The organism is Micromonospora sp. NPDC049580 (assembly GCF_040675595.1).
Classification (GTDB): Bacteria; Actinomycetota; Actinomycetes; order Mycobacteriales; family Micromonosporaceae; genus Micromonospora.
The window spans coordinates 1-16969 of record NZ_JBFAPG010000013.1 but is presented as its reverse complement, the minus strand read 5'-3'; the positions used below and the strand labels follow the sequence as shown (position 1 = coordinate 16969).

10 protein-coding genes are annotated in these 16969 nt (G+C 72.8%); 9 read left to right on the top strand and 1 reads right to left on the bottom strand.

Annotation, left to right across the window (positions count from 1 at the left end):
- The first annotated feature begins 3 nt into the window (after positions 1-3).
- The 8 genes from AB0J68_RS02385 to AB0J68_RS02350 all read left to right on the top strand — a co-directional run bounded on the left by AB0J68_RS02385 (position 4) and on the right by AB0J68_RS02350 (position 15495).
- Positions 4-1314, top strand: a complete 1311-nt coding sequence (locus tag AB0J68_RS02385; RefSeq protein ID WP_363935616.1) for a homoserine dehydrogenase — start codon at positions 4-6, stop codon at positions 1312-1314.
- A 135-nt stretch (positions 1315-1449) separates the two neighbouring features.
- Positions 1450-2499 (top strand): threonine synthase, encoded by a 1050-nt coding sequence (gene thrC / locus AB0J68_RS02380; protein ID WP_363935598.1) that lies wholly within the window; start codon positions 1450-1452, stop codon positions 2497-2499.
- Positions 2500-2618: 119 nt separating this feature from the next.
- The gene (locus tag AB0J68_RS02375) at positions 2619-5909 is read left to right on the top strand and encodes an efflux RND transporter permease subunit (RefSeq protein ID WP_363935595.1); all 3291 of its coding nucleotides are present in this window, start codon (positions 2619-2621) and stop codon (positions 5907-5909) included.
- 159 nt (positions 5910-6068) lie between these two features.
- Positions 6069-6884, top strand: a complete 816-nt coding sequence (locus AB0J68_RS02370) for a polysaccharide deacetylase family protein (protein ID WP_354859301.1) — start codon at positions 6069-6071, stop codon at positions 6882-6884.
- Between the two features lie 11 nt (positions 6885-6895).
- Positions 6896-8140: an MFS transporter gene (locus AB0J68_RS02365; RefSeq protein WP_355137966.1), complete on the top strand. Its 1245-nt coding sequence runs from the start codon at positions 6896-6898 to the stop codon at positions 8138-8140.
- A 136-nt stretch (positions 8141-8276) separates the two neighbouring features.
- Positions 8277-9221, top strand: coding sequence for a homoserine kinase (gene thrB, locus AB0J68_RS02360; protein WP_363935591.1), 945 nt, complete (start codon positions 8277-8279; stop codon positions 9219-9221).
- Between the two features lie 295 nt (positions 9222-9516).
- A complete protein-coding gene (gene rho / locus AB0J68_RS02355; RefSeq protein WP_363935589.1) occupies positions 9517-11703 on the top strand; it encodes a transcription termination factor Rho in 2187 nt (728 codons plus the stop codon).
- 288 nt (positions 11704-11991) lie between these two features.
- Positions 11992-15495 (top strand): phosphodiester glycosidase family protein, encoded by a 3504-nt coding sequence (locus AB0J68_RS02350; RefSeq protein ID WP_363935587.1) that lies wholly within the window; start codon positions 11992-11994, stop codon positions 15493-15495.
- A gap of 43 nt (positions 15496-15538) precedes the next feature.
- Here AB0J68_RS02350 and AB0J68_RS02345 read toward each other — a convergent pair whose 3' ends face one another.
- Positions 15539-16435 (bottom strand): AAA family ATPase, encoded by an 897-nt coding sequence (locus tag AB0J68_RS02345; protein WP_354861483.1) that lies wholly within the window; start codon positions 16433-16435, stop codon positions 15539-15541.
- Positions 16436-16713: 278 nt separating this feature from the next.
- On the opposite strand from AB0J68_RS02345, the gene rpmE reads away from it, so the two are divergent.
- Positions 16714-16938: a 50S ribosomal protein L31 gene (gene rpmE, locus AB0J68_RS02340; protein ID WP_007464546.1), complete on the top strand. Its 225-nt coding sequence runs from the start codon at positions 16714-16716 to the stop codon at positions 16936-16938.
- The last annotated feature ends 31 nt before the right edge of the window (positions 16939-16969 follow it).

The following is a 16969-nucleotide window of genomic DNA, read 5'->3' as shown; positions in this document are numbered from 1 at the left end:
CCTGTGCGCTTGGCACTGCTCGGCTGCGGCACGGTCGGCCAGGAGGTGGTCCGGCTGCTGCACGAGCAGTCGGCCGACCTGGCCGCCCGCATCGGCGCTCCACTGGAGATCGCCGGTATCGCCGTCCGCCGGCTCGGCCGCGACCGCGGTGACCTGCCGGTCGACGAGGCCCTGTTCACCACCGACGCGCTCGGCCTGATCAAACGGGACGACGTCGACGTGGTGATCGAGGTGGTCGGCGGCATCGAGCCGGCCCGGGGCTGGCTGGTCGAGGCGCTGCGTGCCGGCAAGAGCGTGGTCACCGCCAACAAGGCGCTGCTCGCCGAGGACGGGGTGGCCCTGCACGAGGCGGCGGCCGAGGGCGGTGGCGACCTCTACTACGAGGCGTCGGTGGCCGGCGCGATCCCGCTGCTGCGCCCGCTGCGCGAGTCGCTGCACGGCGATCGGATCAACCGGGTCACCGGCATCGTCAACGGCACCACCAACTTCATCCTCTCCGCGATGGACGCGACCGGCGCCGGGTTCGCGGAGGCCCTGGAGCAGGCCACCGCCCTGGGGTACGCGGAGGCCGACCCGACCGCCGACGTCGAGGGTTTCGACGCGGCGGCGAAGGCGGCCATCCTCGCCTCGCTGGCGTTCCACACCCGGGTCGGCGCCGCCGACGTGCACCGCGAGGGCATCACCGACGTGACCGCCGCGGACATGGCCAGCGCCCAGGCGATGGGCTGCACGATCAAGCTGCTCTGCATCGCGGCGCGGGGCGTCGACGCGGCCGGTCAGGAGACGGTCAGTGTCCGCGTCCACCCGGCGATGATTCCGCGCAGTCACCCGCTGGCCAGCGTCGGCGACGCGTTCAACGCGGTCTTCGTCGAGGCGGACGCGGCCGGGCAACTGATGTTCTACGGCCGGGGCGCGGGTGGCGCGCCGACCGCCAGCGCCGTGCTCGGCGACGTGGTGGCGGTGTCCCGCAACCGGCTCGCCGGGGTGCGCGCGGCCAGCGAGAGCGCGTACGCGGCCCTGGCGGTGCGGCCGATGGGCGAGGCGCTGACCCGCTACCACGTGAGCCTGGACGTGGCCGACCGCCCGGGTGTGCTGGCCTCGGTGGCGGGCGTCTTCGCCCGGCACGACGTGTCGATCGCGACCGTACGACAGGGCTCGGCGAGTGGCGTGCCCGGCCGGGACGGCGACGCCGAGCTGGTCATCGTCACCCACGTGGCGCCGGACGCCGCGCTCGCCGCGACAGTGGTCGAGCTGCGCGGCCTGGACATCGTCCGGTCGGTGACGAGTGTGCTGCGGGTCGAGGGCGGCGCCTGAGTCGTTGACCCATCGGGGCGGCTCGCCCGTCCCGCCAGGTGGGTAACCCGGGGTGTGCCATCGATGGCTGCGGCAGGGTGGTCCAGGGTGGCCTGATGCTCGGGTCGGTGCAGGGGTAGAGGCGAGGAGAGCGACATGTGGCGGGGTCTGATCGAGGCGTACCGGGATCGGCTGCCGGTCACCGCGGCCACGCCGGTCGTCACGTTGCACGAGGGGAACACTCCGCTGCTGCCGGCGCCCGTGCTCTCGGCCCGGCTCGGCTGCGACGTCTACCTGAAGGTGGAGGGCGCCAACCCGACCGGCTCCTTCAAGGACCGGGGGATGACCCTCGCGGTCTCCAAGGCGGTCGAGGCCGGCAACAAGGCGATCATCTGCGCCTCCACCGGCAACACCAGCGCCTCCGCCGCGGCGTACGCGGCACGGGCCGGGCTGACCTGCGCGGTGCTGGTCCCGCAGGGCAAGATCGCGCTGGGCAAGCTGGCCCAGGCGCTTGTGCACGGGGCGAAGCTGCTCCAGGTCAGCGGCAACTTCGACGACTGCCTCGCGCTCGCCGCCAAGCTGGCCCAGGATCACCCGGTCGCGCTTGTCAACTCGGTCAACATCGACCGGCTGCACGGCCAGAAGACCGCCGCCTTCGAGATCGTCGAGGCGCTCGGCGACGCCCCCGACATCCACTGCCTGCCCGTCGGTAACGCCGGCAACATCTCCGCGTACTGGATGGGATATTCGGAGGAGCACGCCGCCGGCGCCACCACGCGGGCGCCGAAGATGTACGGCTTCCAGGCGTCCGGGGCGGCGCCGATCGTGAGCGGCCAGGTGGTGCCGGAGCCGTCGACAATCGCCACCGCCATCCGGATCGGCAACCCGGCGAGCTGGACCAAGGCGCTCGACGCCCGGGACGCCTCCGGTGGCCTGATCGCGGCGGTGACCGACCGGGAGATCCTCTCCGCGTACCGGCTGCTCGCCCGCGAGGTGGGGGTCTTCGTCGAGCTGGGCAGCGCGGCCAGCGTGGCAGGCCTGCTCCAGCAGGCCGCGGCGGGCGCGGTTCCGGCCGGCTCGACGGTGGTCTGCACGGTGACCGGTCACGGCCTGAAGGATCCGGAGTGGGCGATCTCCACCGCGCCCGCCCCGGTGACCATCGGCAACGATCCGCTTGCCGCGGCCCGCGCCCTCGACCTGGCCTGAGAGCGGTACAACCCACCGGCGGTGGGCCGCCCCTGGGGGCGGCGGGGGTACAGGTGATCGAGTCCGGCACACTTTCACCTATCCCCGCCCGCATTCTCTTTCAGGAGTGAGCCAGGCCGATGTCGCTGCTCGCCAGATTCAGCCTCGCCAACCGAGGGCTGGTCGCCCTCATCGCGGTGGTGATTACGGCGTTCGGAGCGTTCGCCGTGCCGTCGCTGAAGCAGCAACTGCTGCCGTCGCTCGAGTTCCCGGCCGCGTTCATCGTGGCGTCCTACCCCGGTGCCGGTCCCGAGATCGTCGAGTCGCAGGTGACCGAGCCGATCGAGAACGCCCTGCAGGGCCTCCCCGGGCTGGACAAGGTCACCTCCACGTCCCGCGAGGGGTCGGCCACGATCCAGGTGCAGTACGAGTTCGGCACCGACCTGGACGACGTGGTCAACAAGATGCAGACCGCGCTGAGCCGGATCGACGCCCAGCTGCCGGAGAGCGTCGACCCGCAGGTCATCGCGGGGAGCACCGACGACCTGCCGGCGGTGGTGCTGGCCGCGGCCGGCGGCGCCGACGAGCGGGCGCTCGCCGAGAAGCTGCGCGCGACGGTGGTGCCGGAGCTGGAGGGCATCGAGGGAGTCCGCACGGTCGAGGTGACCGGGACCCGCGACGACGTTGTGGTGGTCACCCCGGATCAGGCGAAGCTGGCTGCGGCGAAGGTCCAGCCGACCGCGATCGGCGCGGCGTTGAAGACCAACGGCGTGTCGGTGCCGGCCGGCGCGGTGACCGACGGCGGCCTGGCCCTTCCGGTGCAGGTCGGGACGCCGGTCGCGACTTTGGACGACCTGCGCGGCATCATCATCGCGCCCGGCGCGGCCCCGGTCCGTCTCGGTGACGTGGCGACGGTCGAGCAGCAGCTCGCCCCGGCGACCGCGATCACCCGGACCAACGGCAAGGACAGCCTCGGCATCGCCGTCACCGCGGCGCCGGACGGCAACGCGGTGGAGATCTCCCACGAGATCCAGGACCGGCTGGCCGAGCTGAAGGACGCGTCCGGCGCGGAGCTGACGGTGGTCTTCGACCAGGCGCCGTTCGTGGAGAAGTCGATCAAGTCGTTGACCACCGAGGGCCTGCTGGGCCTGCTGATGGCGGTCATCGTCATCCTGGTCTTCCTGCTGTCGGTGCGTTCGACAGTGGTCACCGCGGTCTCCATCCCGCTCTCCGTGCTGGTGGCGCTGCTCGCCCTGTGGATCGGCGACTACTCGCTCAACCTGCTCACCCTCGGCGCGTTGACCATCGCGGTCGGCCGGGTGGTGGACGACTCGATCGTGGTGTTGGAGAACATCAAACGACACCTGGAGTACGGCGAGGAGAAGCGCCAGGCGATCATCACCGGCGTCCGCGAGGTGGCTGGCGCGGTGACCGCGTCCACGCTCACGACGGTGGCGGTGTTCGCGCCGATCGCGCTGGTCGGCGGGTTCGTCGGGCAGCTCTTCGCGCCGTTCGCGATCACGGTGACGGTGGCGCTGCTCGCCTCGCTGCTCGTCTCGCTGACGGTGATCCCGGTGCTGGCGTACTGGTTCCTCAAGCCGCGCGGCGGCACCGTCGACGACGACGCGGTGCGCCGCGACGCCGAGGAGAAGGAGCTGCGCAGCCCGTTGCAGCGGGCGTACCTGCCGGTGATCGGGTTCGCCACCCGCAAGCGGTCGACCCGCTGGATCACCGTCGGGCTCGGCCTGCTGGTGCTCTTCGGCACCTTCGGGTTGGCGCAGAAGCTGGAGACGAACTTCCTGGACGACTCCGGTCAGGACACGCTCAGCTTCCGGCAGGAGCTGCCGGCCGGCAGTGGCCTGGCCGCCACCGACGCGGCGGCGAAGCAGGTCGAGGCGGTCCTCGGGAGGGTCGGCGGGGTCGAGACTTACCAGGTGACCGCCGGTGGCGGCGTCAACCCGTGGGCGGGCGGCGGGGGCAACAACGTTGCGAGCTGGTCGTTGGCTCTCGACGGCGACACCGACGCCAAGCAGGTCCGTGAGGAGCTGCGCCGGGAGTTTGACAAGATCGGCACCAGCCTGGGTGAGGTCAGCTTCGGCGGTGGCCAGGACGCGTCGACCAGCCAGCTGGAGGTGGTCGTCCAGGCCAGTGACCCGGAGGTGCTGACCCGCGCCGCCGAGGCGGCCCGGACGGCGATGGCCGGTGTCCCGGACGTCGAGGACGTCACCACGAGCCTCGCCGAGCGGGTGCCGAGGGTCGACGTGACCGTCGACCGGGTCGCCGCCGGCCGGGTCGGCCTCACCGAGGCCGCCGTGGGTCAGCTCGTGTCGCAGGCGTTCCGTGGCGCTCCGCTGGGGCAGGTGGCGCTCGACGGCCGCCAGCAGGACGTGGTGCTGCGGCTGAGCGCGGCCGCCCCGGTGTCGCTGGAGCAGTTGCGGGCGCTTCCGGTCGGGCCGGTGAAGCTGGACGACATCGCGGACGTCACCCAGGCCGAGGGGCCGCAGCAGGTCACGCGGATCGACGGTGAGCGCAGCGTCTCGGTGACCGGCGCCGCGACCGGTTCGAACCTGGGTGCGACCACCAAGGAGTTGCAGAAGCGGCTCGACGGCATCGACGTGCCGGGGGCGAGCTTCACCGTCGGTGGGGTCAGCGCCGATCAGGCGGATGCCTTCGGCGACCTGGGCCTGGCGGTGCTGGCCGCCATCGCGATCGTGTTCCTGATCATGGTGGCCACGTTCCGGAGCCTCACCCAGGCGTTGATCCTGCTGATCTCCATCCCCTTCGCGTCGACCGGCGCGATCGGTCTGCTCCTGGCCACCGGGACGCCGCTGGGCGTGCCGGCGCTGATCGGTGTGCTGATGCTCGTCGGCATCGTGGTGACCAACGCGATCGTGCTGCTCGATCTGATCAATCAGTACCGGGCGCAGGGCATGGGGATCCGGGAGGCGGTGGTCGAGGGTGGCCGGCGTCGGCTGCGCCCGATCCTGATGACCGCGGTCGCGACGATCTTCGCGTTGCTGCCGATGGCCCTCGGGTTGACCGGCGAGGGCGGCTTCATCTCGCAGCCCCTGGCGGTCGTGGTGATCGGCGGCCTGCTCAGCTCGACGCTGTTGACGCTGATCCTGGTGCCGACGCTCTACACGATGGTGGAGCGCACCAAGGAGTCGCTGCGGGAGCGTCGTCGTCGGCGGCGATCCGGTGACCCGGCGGTGACCGGGCCGACCGGGTCGGAGGGCGTCGAGCCGGACGGCCCGAACCAGGTGGCCGTGCCGACGGGCGCACCGGTGTCGACGCCGGCCGACGGCACGCAGCCGGCGGCGGCACGCCCCGCCCCATCGGGCGCGCTGGTGGACGGCACGGACCAGTTCGAGGTGCTGCGGCTGCCCCGCAGCCGCACCTCGCCGCTGCCCCCGTCCGAGCCGACCGAGTAGTCGGACGACAACCCGGAACGCCCCCGGCAGGCTCGCCTGCCGGGGGCGTTCGGCTGCGCCGCCGCGGACACTCCGATCGGCCGACGGGTGCTGCACTTTGCGTTACATCTTGCATACTCCAGGTAGGCATGGCGAGGTGTCGGCGAGCGGGGCGGGTGGATGACCGAGAGCGCGCACGGGTGGTCCCGGCGCGATCTGCTGCGCCGGGGGGCTCTGGTGGTGACCGGGGCGGCCGCCGGGGCGGGCGCCACCGACGCCTGGCTCACCCATCGGCGGCTGCCGCTCGCCGGCGGCCCGGCCAGCGCCACGGTCGGCAACGGGCCGCAGAACGTCGGCTCCGGCGCGGTGCCGGTCATCTGGTCGGGGCCGACCACGCAGCGGCTGGTCGCGCTCACCTTCGACGACGGGCCGGCGCCACAGTGGACGCCCATGGTGCTGGACACCCTCGCCCAGCACCGGGTGCCCGCGACGTTCTTCCTGGTCGGCGCTCAGGCCAGGAAACACGCCGACCTCGTACGCGACAGGCTCGGCGAGCACGAGGTGGGCAACCACAGCTGGGCGCACCGGGACCTCGCCCGGCTGGACGCCGCCGCGGCGTACGACGACCTGCACCGCAGCCACGACGCGATCGCCGAGGTGACCGGCAGGCCGCCGAGGCTGGTCCGCCCGCCGTACGGCCACCTGGGTGGTGCGGTGCTGCACGCGGCATCCCGGTTGAACTACCGGCTGGTGCTCTGGTCGTTGCAGATGGTGGAGCGGGAGTTTCCCGACGACCCGGCCGGCCACGCCCGGCGGATCGTGGCCACCGTCCGGCCGGGGACCATCGTGCTCGGGCACGACGTCGGTGACCGGAGACGTCTGGTCGCGCTGCACGGCCTCCCCGACATGATCGCCGGGCTGCGGGCGCGTGGCTACACCTTCGTCACCGTCTCGGCGCTGCTGGGACCCGGTGTAGCCCCCGCACCGACCGGGTAGGGTCCCGCTCCGTGGCGTCCACCCTCGCGGTCCTTACCGGCAATCGGAGCTTTCGCAATCTCTTCCTCGCCGAGCTGGTGGTCTTCGGCGCTGACTGGTTCGTCATGGTGCCGCTGCTGGTGCTGCTGCCGCAGCTGACCGGCAGCGGGGTCTGGGGTGCCCTGGTGCTGGCGGTGGACACCGGCATCGTGGCGCTGCTGCTGCCGTACACCGGCACGATCGCCGACCGCTTCGACCGGCGGAAGATCATGATCACCGCGAACGTGGCCGCGCTGGCCGGCGTGCTGCTGCTCCTCGGCGTGCGCGACCGCGGTACGGCGTGGTTGGCGCTGGTGGCGATCGGTGCCGTCGCGGTCGCCAAGGCGTTCTACTCGCCGGCCGCCCAGGCCGCGCTCCCCAACGTGCTGGAGCCGCACGAGCTGGCCGCCGGTAACGCCGTGGCCGGCTCGGCCTGGGGCACCATGACTGTGGTGGGCGCCTCGCTGGGCGGTGTGCTCAGCTCGGCTGCCGGCCCGTACGCCTGCTTCTGGGTGGCGGCGGTCGGCCTGGCGCTGGCCGCGGGCCTCGCCACCCGGATCCGCCGGCCGTTGCAGGCGGCCCGCGACCCGGAGCTGCCGGCGCAGCGGACCTGGTCGGCGGTCCGCGAGGCGCTCGGCTACATCGGGCACCGGCCGCGGGTGCTGGCGCTGGTCACGGTCAAGTCGGCGGTCGGCCTGGGCAACGGCGTGCTGACCGTGTTTCCGCTGCTCGCAGGCGTCTACGGGGTCGGTTCGCTGGGCGCCGGCCTGCTCTTCGCGGTCCGCGGAGCCGGCGCCCTGGTCGGCCCGATCCTGATGCGGCGGGTGTTGACCAACCGGTCCTGGCTGCTGCCCGGGCTCGCGCTGTCCATGTCGCTCTACGGCCTGGCCTACCTGGGTACGTCGGTGGTGCGCTGGTTCCCGCTGGTGCTGCTGCTGGTCTTCGTGGCGCACTTCGCGGGCGGCAGCAACTGGGTGATGTCGAACTTCGCCCTTCAGGGCGAGGTGCCGGACCGGCTGCGCGGGCGTGTCTTCGCCACCGACATGATGCTCGCGACGCTGGCCATCTCGGTGAGCCAACTGGCGGTGGCCCTGGTGGTGGACGTGGTGGACGAACGGGTGGTGCTGGCCGGCTGCGGACTGGTCACCCTCGTGTACGCGGTCGGCTGGCGGATCGCCACCCGCCGGCTGTCGCTGACCGACCCGGTCGCCGAGCCGGTCGGCGACCCGGCCGGCTGAGACCCGCGGCCGGCCGCGTTGGAGATCGGCCCGGATACGACACCGGTATCCGAGCCAATCTCCGCCTTGCCGGACCGCCGCCTGGACTCCGCCTCGACTCGACCGAGGACTTTGACACACGCCCTAGCATGAGCGCGTGCCGACGAACTTCACCGCCGGGCCGGTCCGGGTCCGGGTCCCCGCGACCAGTGCCAACCTCGGTCCGGGCTTCGACGCGCTGGGGCTCGCCCTCGGGCTCTACGACGACCTGGCCGCCGAGGTCGCGGCCGCCGGGGTCCGGGTGACGGTCACCGGCCAGGGCGCCGGTGAGCTGCCGGACGACGATCGGCACCTGGTGGTGCGGGCCATGCGTGCCACCTTCGACGTTCTCGGCGCGCAGCCCGCGGGCCTGAGCGTCAAGTGCGTCAATCGGATCCCGCAGGCGCGCGGCCTGGGCTCGTCGTCGGCCGCCATCGTCGCCGGGGTGCTGCTGGCCCGTGCCCTGGTCGCCGACGGCGAGCACCGGCTGGACGAGCCCGGCGTGCTCCGGCTGGCCGCCGACATCGAGGGCCATCCGGACAACGTCGCTCCGTGCCTGCTCGGCGGTTTCACGGTGGCCTGGTCCGAGCCGGGCGGCGCTCGCGCGGTGTCCCTGCCGGTCGCGGCCGGCGTACGACCCACGGTTTTCGTGCCGGCCGAGCGCGGCCTGACCGCTACCGCGCGGGCGGCGCTGCCGGCCACCGTGCCCCACGCCGACGCCGCGTTGACCGCCGGGCGGGCGGCGCTGCTGGTGCACGCGCTCACCACCGACCCGGCGCTGTTGCTGCCGGCCACCGTCGACCGCCTCCACCAGGATTACCGGGCAGCCGGGATGCCGGGCACATCGGCCCTGGTCAGCGAGTTGCGAGCGGCGGGTGTGGCGGCTGTGGTCAGTGGGGCGGGGCCGAGCGTGCTGGCGCTCAGCGCGCCTCCGCCGAGCCTCGACGCGGGAACAGACTGGCAGATCTGGCAGTTACCGATAGACGTCAGCGGCGCCCGGGTCGCCCGGGGTAGACTTGGACACGCCGAGCGGGACCCTGTTGCCGCAGGTCGGAAGAGTTGATTACGCTCTAGACCTAGCACAGCCGCGAAGCACGCGATCTCCTGCGGGGCGGCGCACCCCCGAAGCTCTCGGCGGTCAGCCCGTCACCCCTGCCAAGGCCCACGCCGCACCGCAGTTTCCACAGGTCGCCGCAGACGGCGAGACCTGCTCACCGACGTTTGGTGGGTCGGGAAACCACCGGCTGCTGTGTCACAGACTCCCGCGACGCGTCCTTGCGAGGCGGGTGCACCGAGGCCGCCCGGCCACCTGAGCTCCGACTCCGGGCAGTCCCGGCCTTATCGAGGGAAGGAATCCATTGAGCGACACCACCGACGTGACGTCGGATGTTTCCAACGTCGCTGGCGATGCCACCGCTGCCGCTCCCGCCCGTCGTCGGCGCAGCGGCACCGGTCTGTCGGCGATGCTGCTGCCAGAGCTGCAGAGCCTGGCTGCGTCGCTCGGCATCTCCGGCACGGCTCGCATGCGCAAGGGTGAGCTGATCGCCGCGATCTCCGAGCGGCAGGGCGGCAACGCCGCCGGGACCCCTCGACCGCGAGCCGAGGTCGCGGCTGCGGCCGCTCCGGCCCGTGAGGAGGTGCGGGAGACCGTGGATCGCCCGGCGGCCGAGAGCCGCAGCACCGACCAGACGCCGGCCGAGCCGGCTACCGCGACCGAGGGCCGTGGCCGTACCCGGCGCAGCCGGACCGCCCCGGCCGAGTCCCGTACCGCCGAGGCCGGCACCTCTGAGCCGCGCGCCGCGGAGGCGCGTTCCTCCGAGGTCCGTTCCTCTGAGGTCCGTTCCGCTGAGGCCCGCACCGACGAGGTGGAGGCCGGCGAGCGGTCCGACCGTGGCGAGAACCGCCGCGACCGTGCCGAGCGCAGCGACCGTGCCGAGCGCTCCGACCGCGGTGAGCGGGCCGAGCGCAACGATCGGGGCGAGCGCAACGATCGGGGCGAGCGTGCCGACCGTGGTGAGCGGGCCGAGCGCAACGACCGGGGTGACCGCAACGATCGCGGTGAGCGCAACGATCGCGGTGAGCGGGCCGAGCGCAACGATCGGGGCGAGCGTGCCGACCGTGGTGAGCGGGCCGAGCGCAACGACCGGGGCGAGCGCGCTGAGCGCGCCGAGCGGGGCGACCGCATCGACCGGGGCGAGCGCGCCGAGCGCACCGACCGTTCGGAGCGCGCCGACCGCAACGACCGCGGCCAGCGTGTCGAGCGGGACAACGACGACGACGACGGTGAGGGCGGCGGTCGGCGTGGCCGGCGCAGCCGCTTCCGGGACCGTCGGCGCGGCCGTGGCGAGCGGGCGGAGACCGGTGGTGACACCGGTGGCCGTGAGCCGCAGGTCGGCGAGGACGACGTGCTCGTCCCCGTGGCCGGCATCATCGACGTGCTCGACAACTACGCCTTCGTGCGGACGACCGGTTACCTGGCCGGCCCGAACGACGTGTACGTCTCGATGTCCCAGATCAAGAAGTACGGTCTGCGCCGCGGTGACGCGATCACCGGCGCGGTGCGTGCGGCCCGCGAGGTCGGCAACACCGGTGACCAGCGGCGGGACAAGTACAACCCGCTGATGCGGCTGGACACGATCAACGGGATGGAGCCGGACGAGGCGCGGCGGCGGCCGGAGTTCTACAAGCTCACGCCGCTCTACCCGCAGGAGCGCCTGCGGCTGGAGACCGAGCCGCACATCCTGACCACCCGGGTCATCGACCTGGTCATGCCGATCGGCAAGGGCCAGCGGGCGCTCATCCAGTCGCCGCCGAAGGCGGGTAAGACGATGGTGCTCCAGGCGATCGCGAACGCGATCACCCGGAACAACCCGGAGTGCCACCTCATGGTGGTGCTGGTCGACGAGCGGCCCGAAGAGGTCACCGACATGCAGCGGTCGATCAAGGGCGAGGTCATCGCGGCCACGTTCGACCGTCCGCCGCAGGACCACACGACGGTGGCGGAGCTGGCCATCGAGCGGGCCAAGCGCCTGGTCGAGCTGGGTCACGACGTCGTCGTGCTGCTCGACTCGGTGACCCGGCTCGGTCGGTCGTACAACCTGGCGGCGCCGGCCAGCGGCCGGATCATGTCGGGTGGTATCGACTCCACCGCGCTCTACCCGCCGAAGCGCTTCCTCGGCGCGGCCCGCAACATCGAGAACGGCGGGTCGCTGACCATCATCGCCACGGCGCTGGTGGAGACCGGGTCCATGGCGGACACGGTCATCTTCGAGGAGTTCAAGGGCACCGGCAACGCCGAGTTGAAGCTGGACCGGAAGATCGCCGACAAGCGCACCTTCCCGGCTATCGACATCAACCCGTCCGGCACCCGGAAGGAAGAGGTCCTGCTCGCGCCCGAGGAGCTGGCCATCATCCACAAGCTCCGCAAGGTGCTGCACTCGCTGGACTCGCAGGCGGCGATGGATCTCCTGCTGGACCGGCTCAAGCAGTCCCGCACCAACATCGAGTTCCTGATGCAGATCGCGAAGTCGACGCCGGGGGAGTAACCGTTCCCGGTTGACCGACGACGAAGGGGCACGGCCATAGCGGCCGTGCCCCTTCGTCGTGTCCGCCCATCGTCCTTTGCTCTGCTTCAACCGGCGCAACACTTCGGGGCGCTTTGTGTTGCGTCCGTTGAAGCAGAGCAAAGGGGAACGAGAGGGAGCGGCCGGCCCTGCTCGCACGCCACCAGAGGGGGTTCAGCGGGGAGCCAGGAGCCGGGGTTGGCGGAATTTTCCTTCGGTTCAGTCGACAGGTCTTGAAACTTCTATTCACTGCCGGGTTGACTGTCGTCCATGCGTACCCGCAGACGATCCGCCCGTCGCACCGGTGTCCTGCTGCTGACGCCGCTGCTCGCCCTGGCCGTGTCGCCGCCGGCCACCGCCGCGCCGCCGGCACCGTCGGTGGCCACCCGGCCCGTGGCGTCGCCGCCCGCGCTCCCGGCCACCGCCGCCGAGGACGCACCGGCCGCGTCGTCCCACCCGGCCGACTCGGTCAGCCTCGCCGCCGACCCGACCGCCGCGACCGCCCCGACCGCCGCCGCTGGCGGACTGGAGCCGGCCGGCGGCCTGGAGACCACGAAGGCCACCCGTCCGGTCGCGCCGGGCGTGCAGCTCACCTCCTTCGACAGGTACGACGCCGATGGCTGGCTGCGCGCCGACGCGCTCACCACCGACCTGGCCGGCGGGTCCACGGTCGACTACGTCAACTCCGGCGCGGTCAGCCGGGCCGAGCCGCTGCGCAAGGCGGTGGACGACTCGCGGGCGGTCGCCGCGGTCAACGGCGACTTCTTCGACATCAACAACTCCGGGGCCGCGCAGGGCGTCGGCATCCGCGACGGCGAGCTGATCCAGTCGGCGGTCGGCGGTCACCGCAACGCCGTGGCGGTCACCGCCACCGGAATCGGTCGCGTGGTCGAGGTGAACTTCGACGGCAGCGCCACCCTGCCCACCGGGCCGGTGGCGCTGACCCAGTTCAACAACATGGTGCAGGCCGACGGCATCGGCGCGTTCACCGAGCTGTGGGGGACGTACTCCCGGCAGCGTGCCGTGGAGGGCGCGGCCCGGGTGGTCGAGGTGACAGTGACCGGCGGCCGGGTGGCCGCGGTGGCCGGCGTGGCCGGCAGCGGCCCGGTCGTCGCCGGCAGCACGGTGCTGCTCGGCCGCGACGCCGGCGCGGACGCGCTGGGCGGGCTGCACGTCGGTGACCCGGTCCCGGTGACCTGGCGGCCGAAGTCGTCCGACGGGAGCGCCCTGCACGCGGCGGTCGGAGGTGGCAACGTCCTGGTCCGCGACGGCGTCGTGCAGAGCATCGCCGATGCGACCCTCGCCCCGCGTACGGCGGTCGGGTTCAGCGCCGACGGCCAGAAAATGATCATGCTGACCGTGGACGGCCGGCAGGTCGACAGCCGCGGCGTGACGCAGACCGAGATGGGCCGGATGATGGCCGAGCTGGGCGCCCGGGACGCGCTCAACCTCGACGGTGGCGGATCGTCGACGCTGCTGGCCCGGGAGCCGGGCGCGTCGGCCGTGCAGGTGGAGAACGGCCCCTCCGACGGCAGCGAACGGGCGGTGCCCAACGGCCTGGCCATCTACGCGCCGAAGGGCAGCGGCCGGCTCACCGGCTACTGGGTCGAGACGTCCAGCGATCCCACCGCCGCCCCGGGCGTCTCGCCGGTGCGCGGTGGCCGGCCCGACCGGGTCTTCCCCGGGCTGACCCGCACCCTCACCGCGGCCGGCTACGACGAGACGTACGGCCCGGCCGCAGGTGCGCCCACCTGGCGGGCCACCCCGGCGGCCCGGGGCCGCATCGACCGTGACGGGGTCTTCCACGCCGGCACGCCGGGAGCCAGCACGGTCACCGCCGCACGGGGTCGGGCGACCGGCTCGCTGGGCCTCACAGTCCTGGGCCCGCTGACCCGGCTCGGCACCACGGTGCCACGGATCGGGCTGACCGGCCAGGACGGCAACGCCCTGGTCGGGGTGGTCGGCTACGACGCCGAGGGCAACACCGCGCCGATCGAGCCGGCGGACCTCACCCTCGACTACGACCACGACCTGCTGCGGATCGCCCCGAGCCGGGACGGCAACCTCACCGTCACCGCGCTGCGCGACACCGGCTCCGCCCTGGTGACCGTCCGCGTCGGACGGACGAGCACCGTCCTGCCGGTCACGGTCGGGCTGACCGACGTGCCGGTCGCCGGCTTCGACGACGCGGCGTCCTGGCGGTTCAGCCAGGCCCGCGCCAGCGGCTCGGTCGCGCCGGCGCCAGGTCACACCGGCACCGGCCTGAAGATGTCGTACGACTTCAGCCAGTCCACCGGCACCCGGGCCGCGTACGCCGACCCGCCGGCCTGGATCGAGGTGCCCGGCCAGCCGCAGGCCTTCGGCATGTGGATCCACGGCAACGGCACCGGGGAGTGGCCGAGCCTGCACCTGCACGACGCGCAGGACACCCAGCACGTGCTGCGCGGCCCGCTGATCACCTGGACCGGCTGGCGGTACGTGGAGTTCGCGGTGCCGGCCGGGGTGCAGTACCCGGTACGGGTGCGCCGCTTCTACGTGGCCGAGACCAACGCCGCCGCGCAGTACACCAGCGAAGTGATCATCGATGACCTGGTGGCGAAGGTGCCGCCGACGGTCGACGTGCCGGCGGCGGCCCCGCGCACCGACCGGGTGGTGGTCCGCGACGGCACGGTGGACGGCGCGCCCTGGCGGTTCGCGGTGCTCTCCGACGCCCAGTTCGTCGCCGCCGACCCGGACAGCGACCTGGTCGCCCAGGCCCGGCGGACGCTGCGCGAGGTGAAGGCCGCCCGGCCGGACTTCCTGCTGATCAACGGTGACTTCGTGGACACGGCCTATCCGGCCGACTTCGCGCTGGCCCGGCGCATCCTCGACGAGGAGCTGGGCGACGCGCTGCCCTGGTACTACGTCCCCGGCAACCACGAGATCATGGGTGCCCCGATCAGCAACTTCGAGGCCGCGTTCGGCGCCACCTCGCGGGTGTTCGACCACGCCGGCACCCGGTTCGTCACGCTGAACTCGTCCACCGGGACGCTGCGTGGTGGCGGCTTCGACCAGGTGCGGATGCTGCGCGAGACGCTGGACGCGGCGGCCGCCGACCCGCGCGTCGGCTCGGTCGTCGTCCTGCACCACCACCCGGCGCGTGACCCGAGCCCGGCGCAGGCCAGCCAGCTCGGCGACCGCAAGGAGGCGGCGCTGCTGGAGCAGTGGCTGGCCGACTTCCAGCACCGCACCGGCAAGGGCGCGCTGTTCGTGGGCGGGCACGTCGGCACCTTTCACGCCGACCGGGTCGACGGGGTGCCCTACGTGATCAACGGCAACTCGGGCAAGACGCCGTCGACCCCCGCCGACCAGGGCGGCTTCACCGGCTGGACGGAGTTCGGTGTGGACCCGGTCACCCCGGCCGAGGCCGACCGGGCCCGTCGCGACCCGTTCGCCGAGGGGCCCCGCTGGGTGGACGCGGAGTTCCACGCGCACACCGACCGGCTGACGCTCGCCGCACCGGCCAACGTCGCGGTCGGCGCCCCGGCGGCGGTCACCGCCACGCTCACCCAGCCCGGCGGCCGTACGGTCCCGGTGGCCGCTCCCGTCAGCGCCGACTGGACCGCCTCGCCGAACCTGCACATCGGCTCGGCGGCCGGCGTGCGCCCGTGGCACACCGCCCGCTTCGACCCCGCCACCGGCACCCTGACCGCACTGCGCCCCGGCGCACCCGTACGCCTGAGCGTCACCGTCAACACCATCCGCGCCGAAGCCACCATCTCGCTCATCCGGTGAGCGCCTAGCAGGGCCCTTCCCCGCCGAAGGGCCCTGCTCGCGCTCAGAAGTCGCCGTCGGCCACCTGGAAGACGGTGAGGCCGAGGGCTCGCCACATCTGCACCACCTGGACGCGGTCGTCGAAGACGCCGGCCACCCGGTAACGGTCCCGGATCTCCCGGTCGTAGATCTCCCGCTTCACGATCGAGTCCTTCCGGGAGTCGCCGACGGCCCGCAGGTGCAGGCCGAGGTAGGGGACCCGGACGTGCCGGGCCAGCCACGCCTCGGTGGCCGCGCGGGCGGAGGCGTCCCTCCCGGAGCAGAAGACCACCCCGTACCCGGCCGCGTGCATCGCCCGGACCGCCGCGATCACCGCCGTGTTCGGCTCGTCCTCGCCCACCCGGGTCATGTCGTACGGGCTGCGGGACACGGCCAGCGCGACGGTGCCGTCGATGTCCACCAGGACGATCTCGGGTGGCTCGGTCGACGGCGGGTGCACGACGGCGGGGCGCCCGGTGCGGGCCTGCGGCACCGGCAACGGCAGGGTCCGCCCCTCGAGGTACCGCTCGTGCAGCCGACGGATGGCCTCGGCCCCGACCTGTTCGGCCGCCGGGCGGGCGGCGTCGCGGCGCAGGCATTCGGCAAGCGGCACGTCGGTGAAGTCGTGCACCTCGAAATCCGCGCCGTGGCGGACGGCCAACTCGGCCCAGTCGCGCAGCGTCCGCGAGCGCAGGTTGGTGTCGTCCACGCAGACGTCCGCCCGGGCCCGCAGCAACGCCTCGACCTGGGCCCGCTGTACGACGGTCACCTGGGCCTCGGCCCACTGGGTGAAGAGCCGCTCGCCGTGCAGCATCCGGCGCAGGTCGTCCCGGTTGACCCGGACGACGGACGGCTGAAGCGTGCGGGCGAACGTCGTCTTGCCCGAGGCGGGCAGTCCCCGGGTGGCGATCAGGCGGGTCATCGGCGGCGCACCTTCGGCTCGGCGTGCGTACCCCCGGCGGGGTACCCGGCGGTGGTCCGCCGGGTGGGCGAATGCCCTGTCGGGCGGTGGGAATGCGGACGGGGAGGCACGTGTTGACGATGCCGGACGAGGTGTGCGGCCCGCTTACCGGGTCGGCTCCGGCCCATGGCACACTGGTCAATCGGCCACCGGTTCCGGTTCACGCCCGAGCCCGTCGCGTACGGCGCGACGAGCGATGACGGCGACCCGGCGACCACCAACGAGAGGACCGAGGCGAGATGAAGGCAAACATCCACCCGGAGTACGTGACCACCGAGGTCAGCTGCTCCTGTGGCAACACGTTCACGACCCGCAGCACCGCCAAGGGCGGGGCGATCCACGTCGAGACCTGCAGCGCCTGCCACCCGTTCTACACCGGTAAGCAGCGCGTTCTCGACACCGCCGGCCGGGTCGCGAAGTTCCAGCAGAAGTACGCCAAGGTTCAGGCCAAGAAGGCCAAGTAACTCCCCGTTCGGCGCCCGCGTCCGTTTTTCC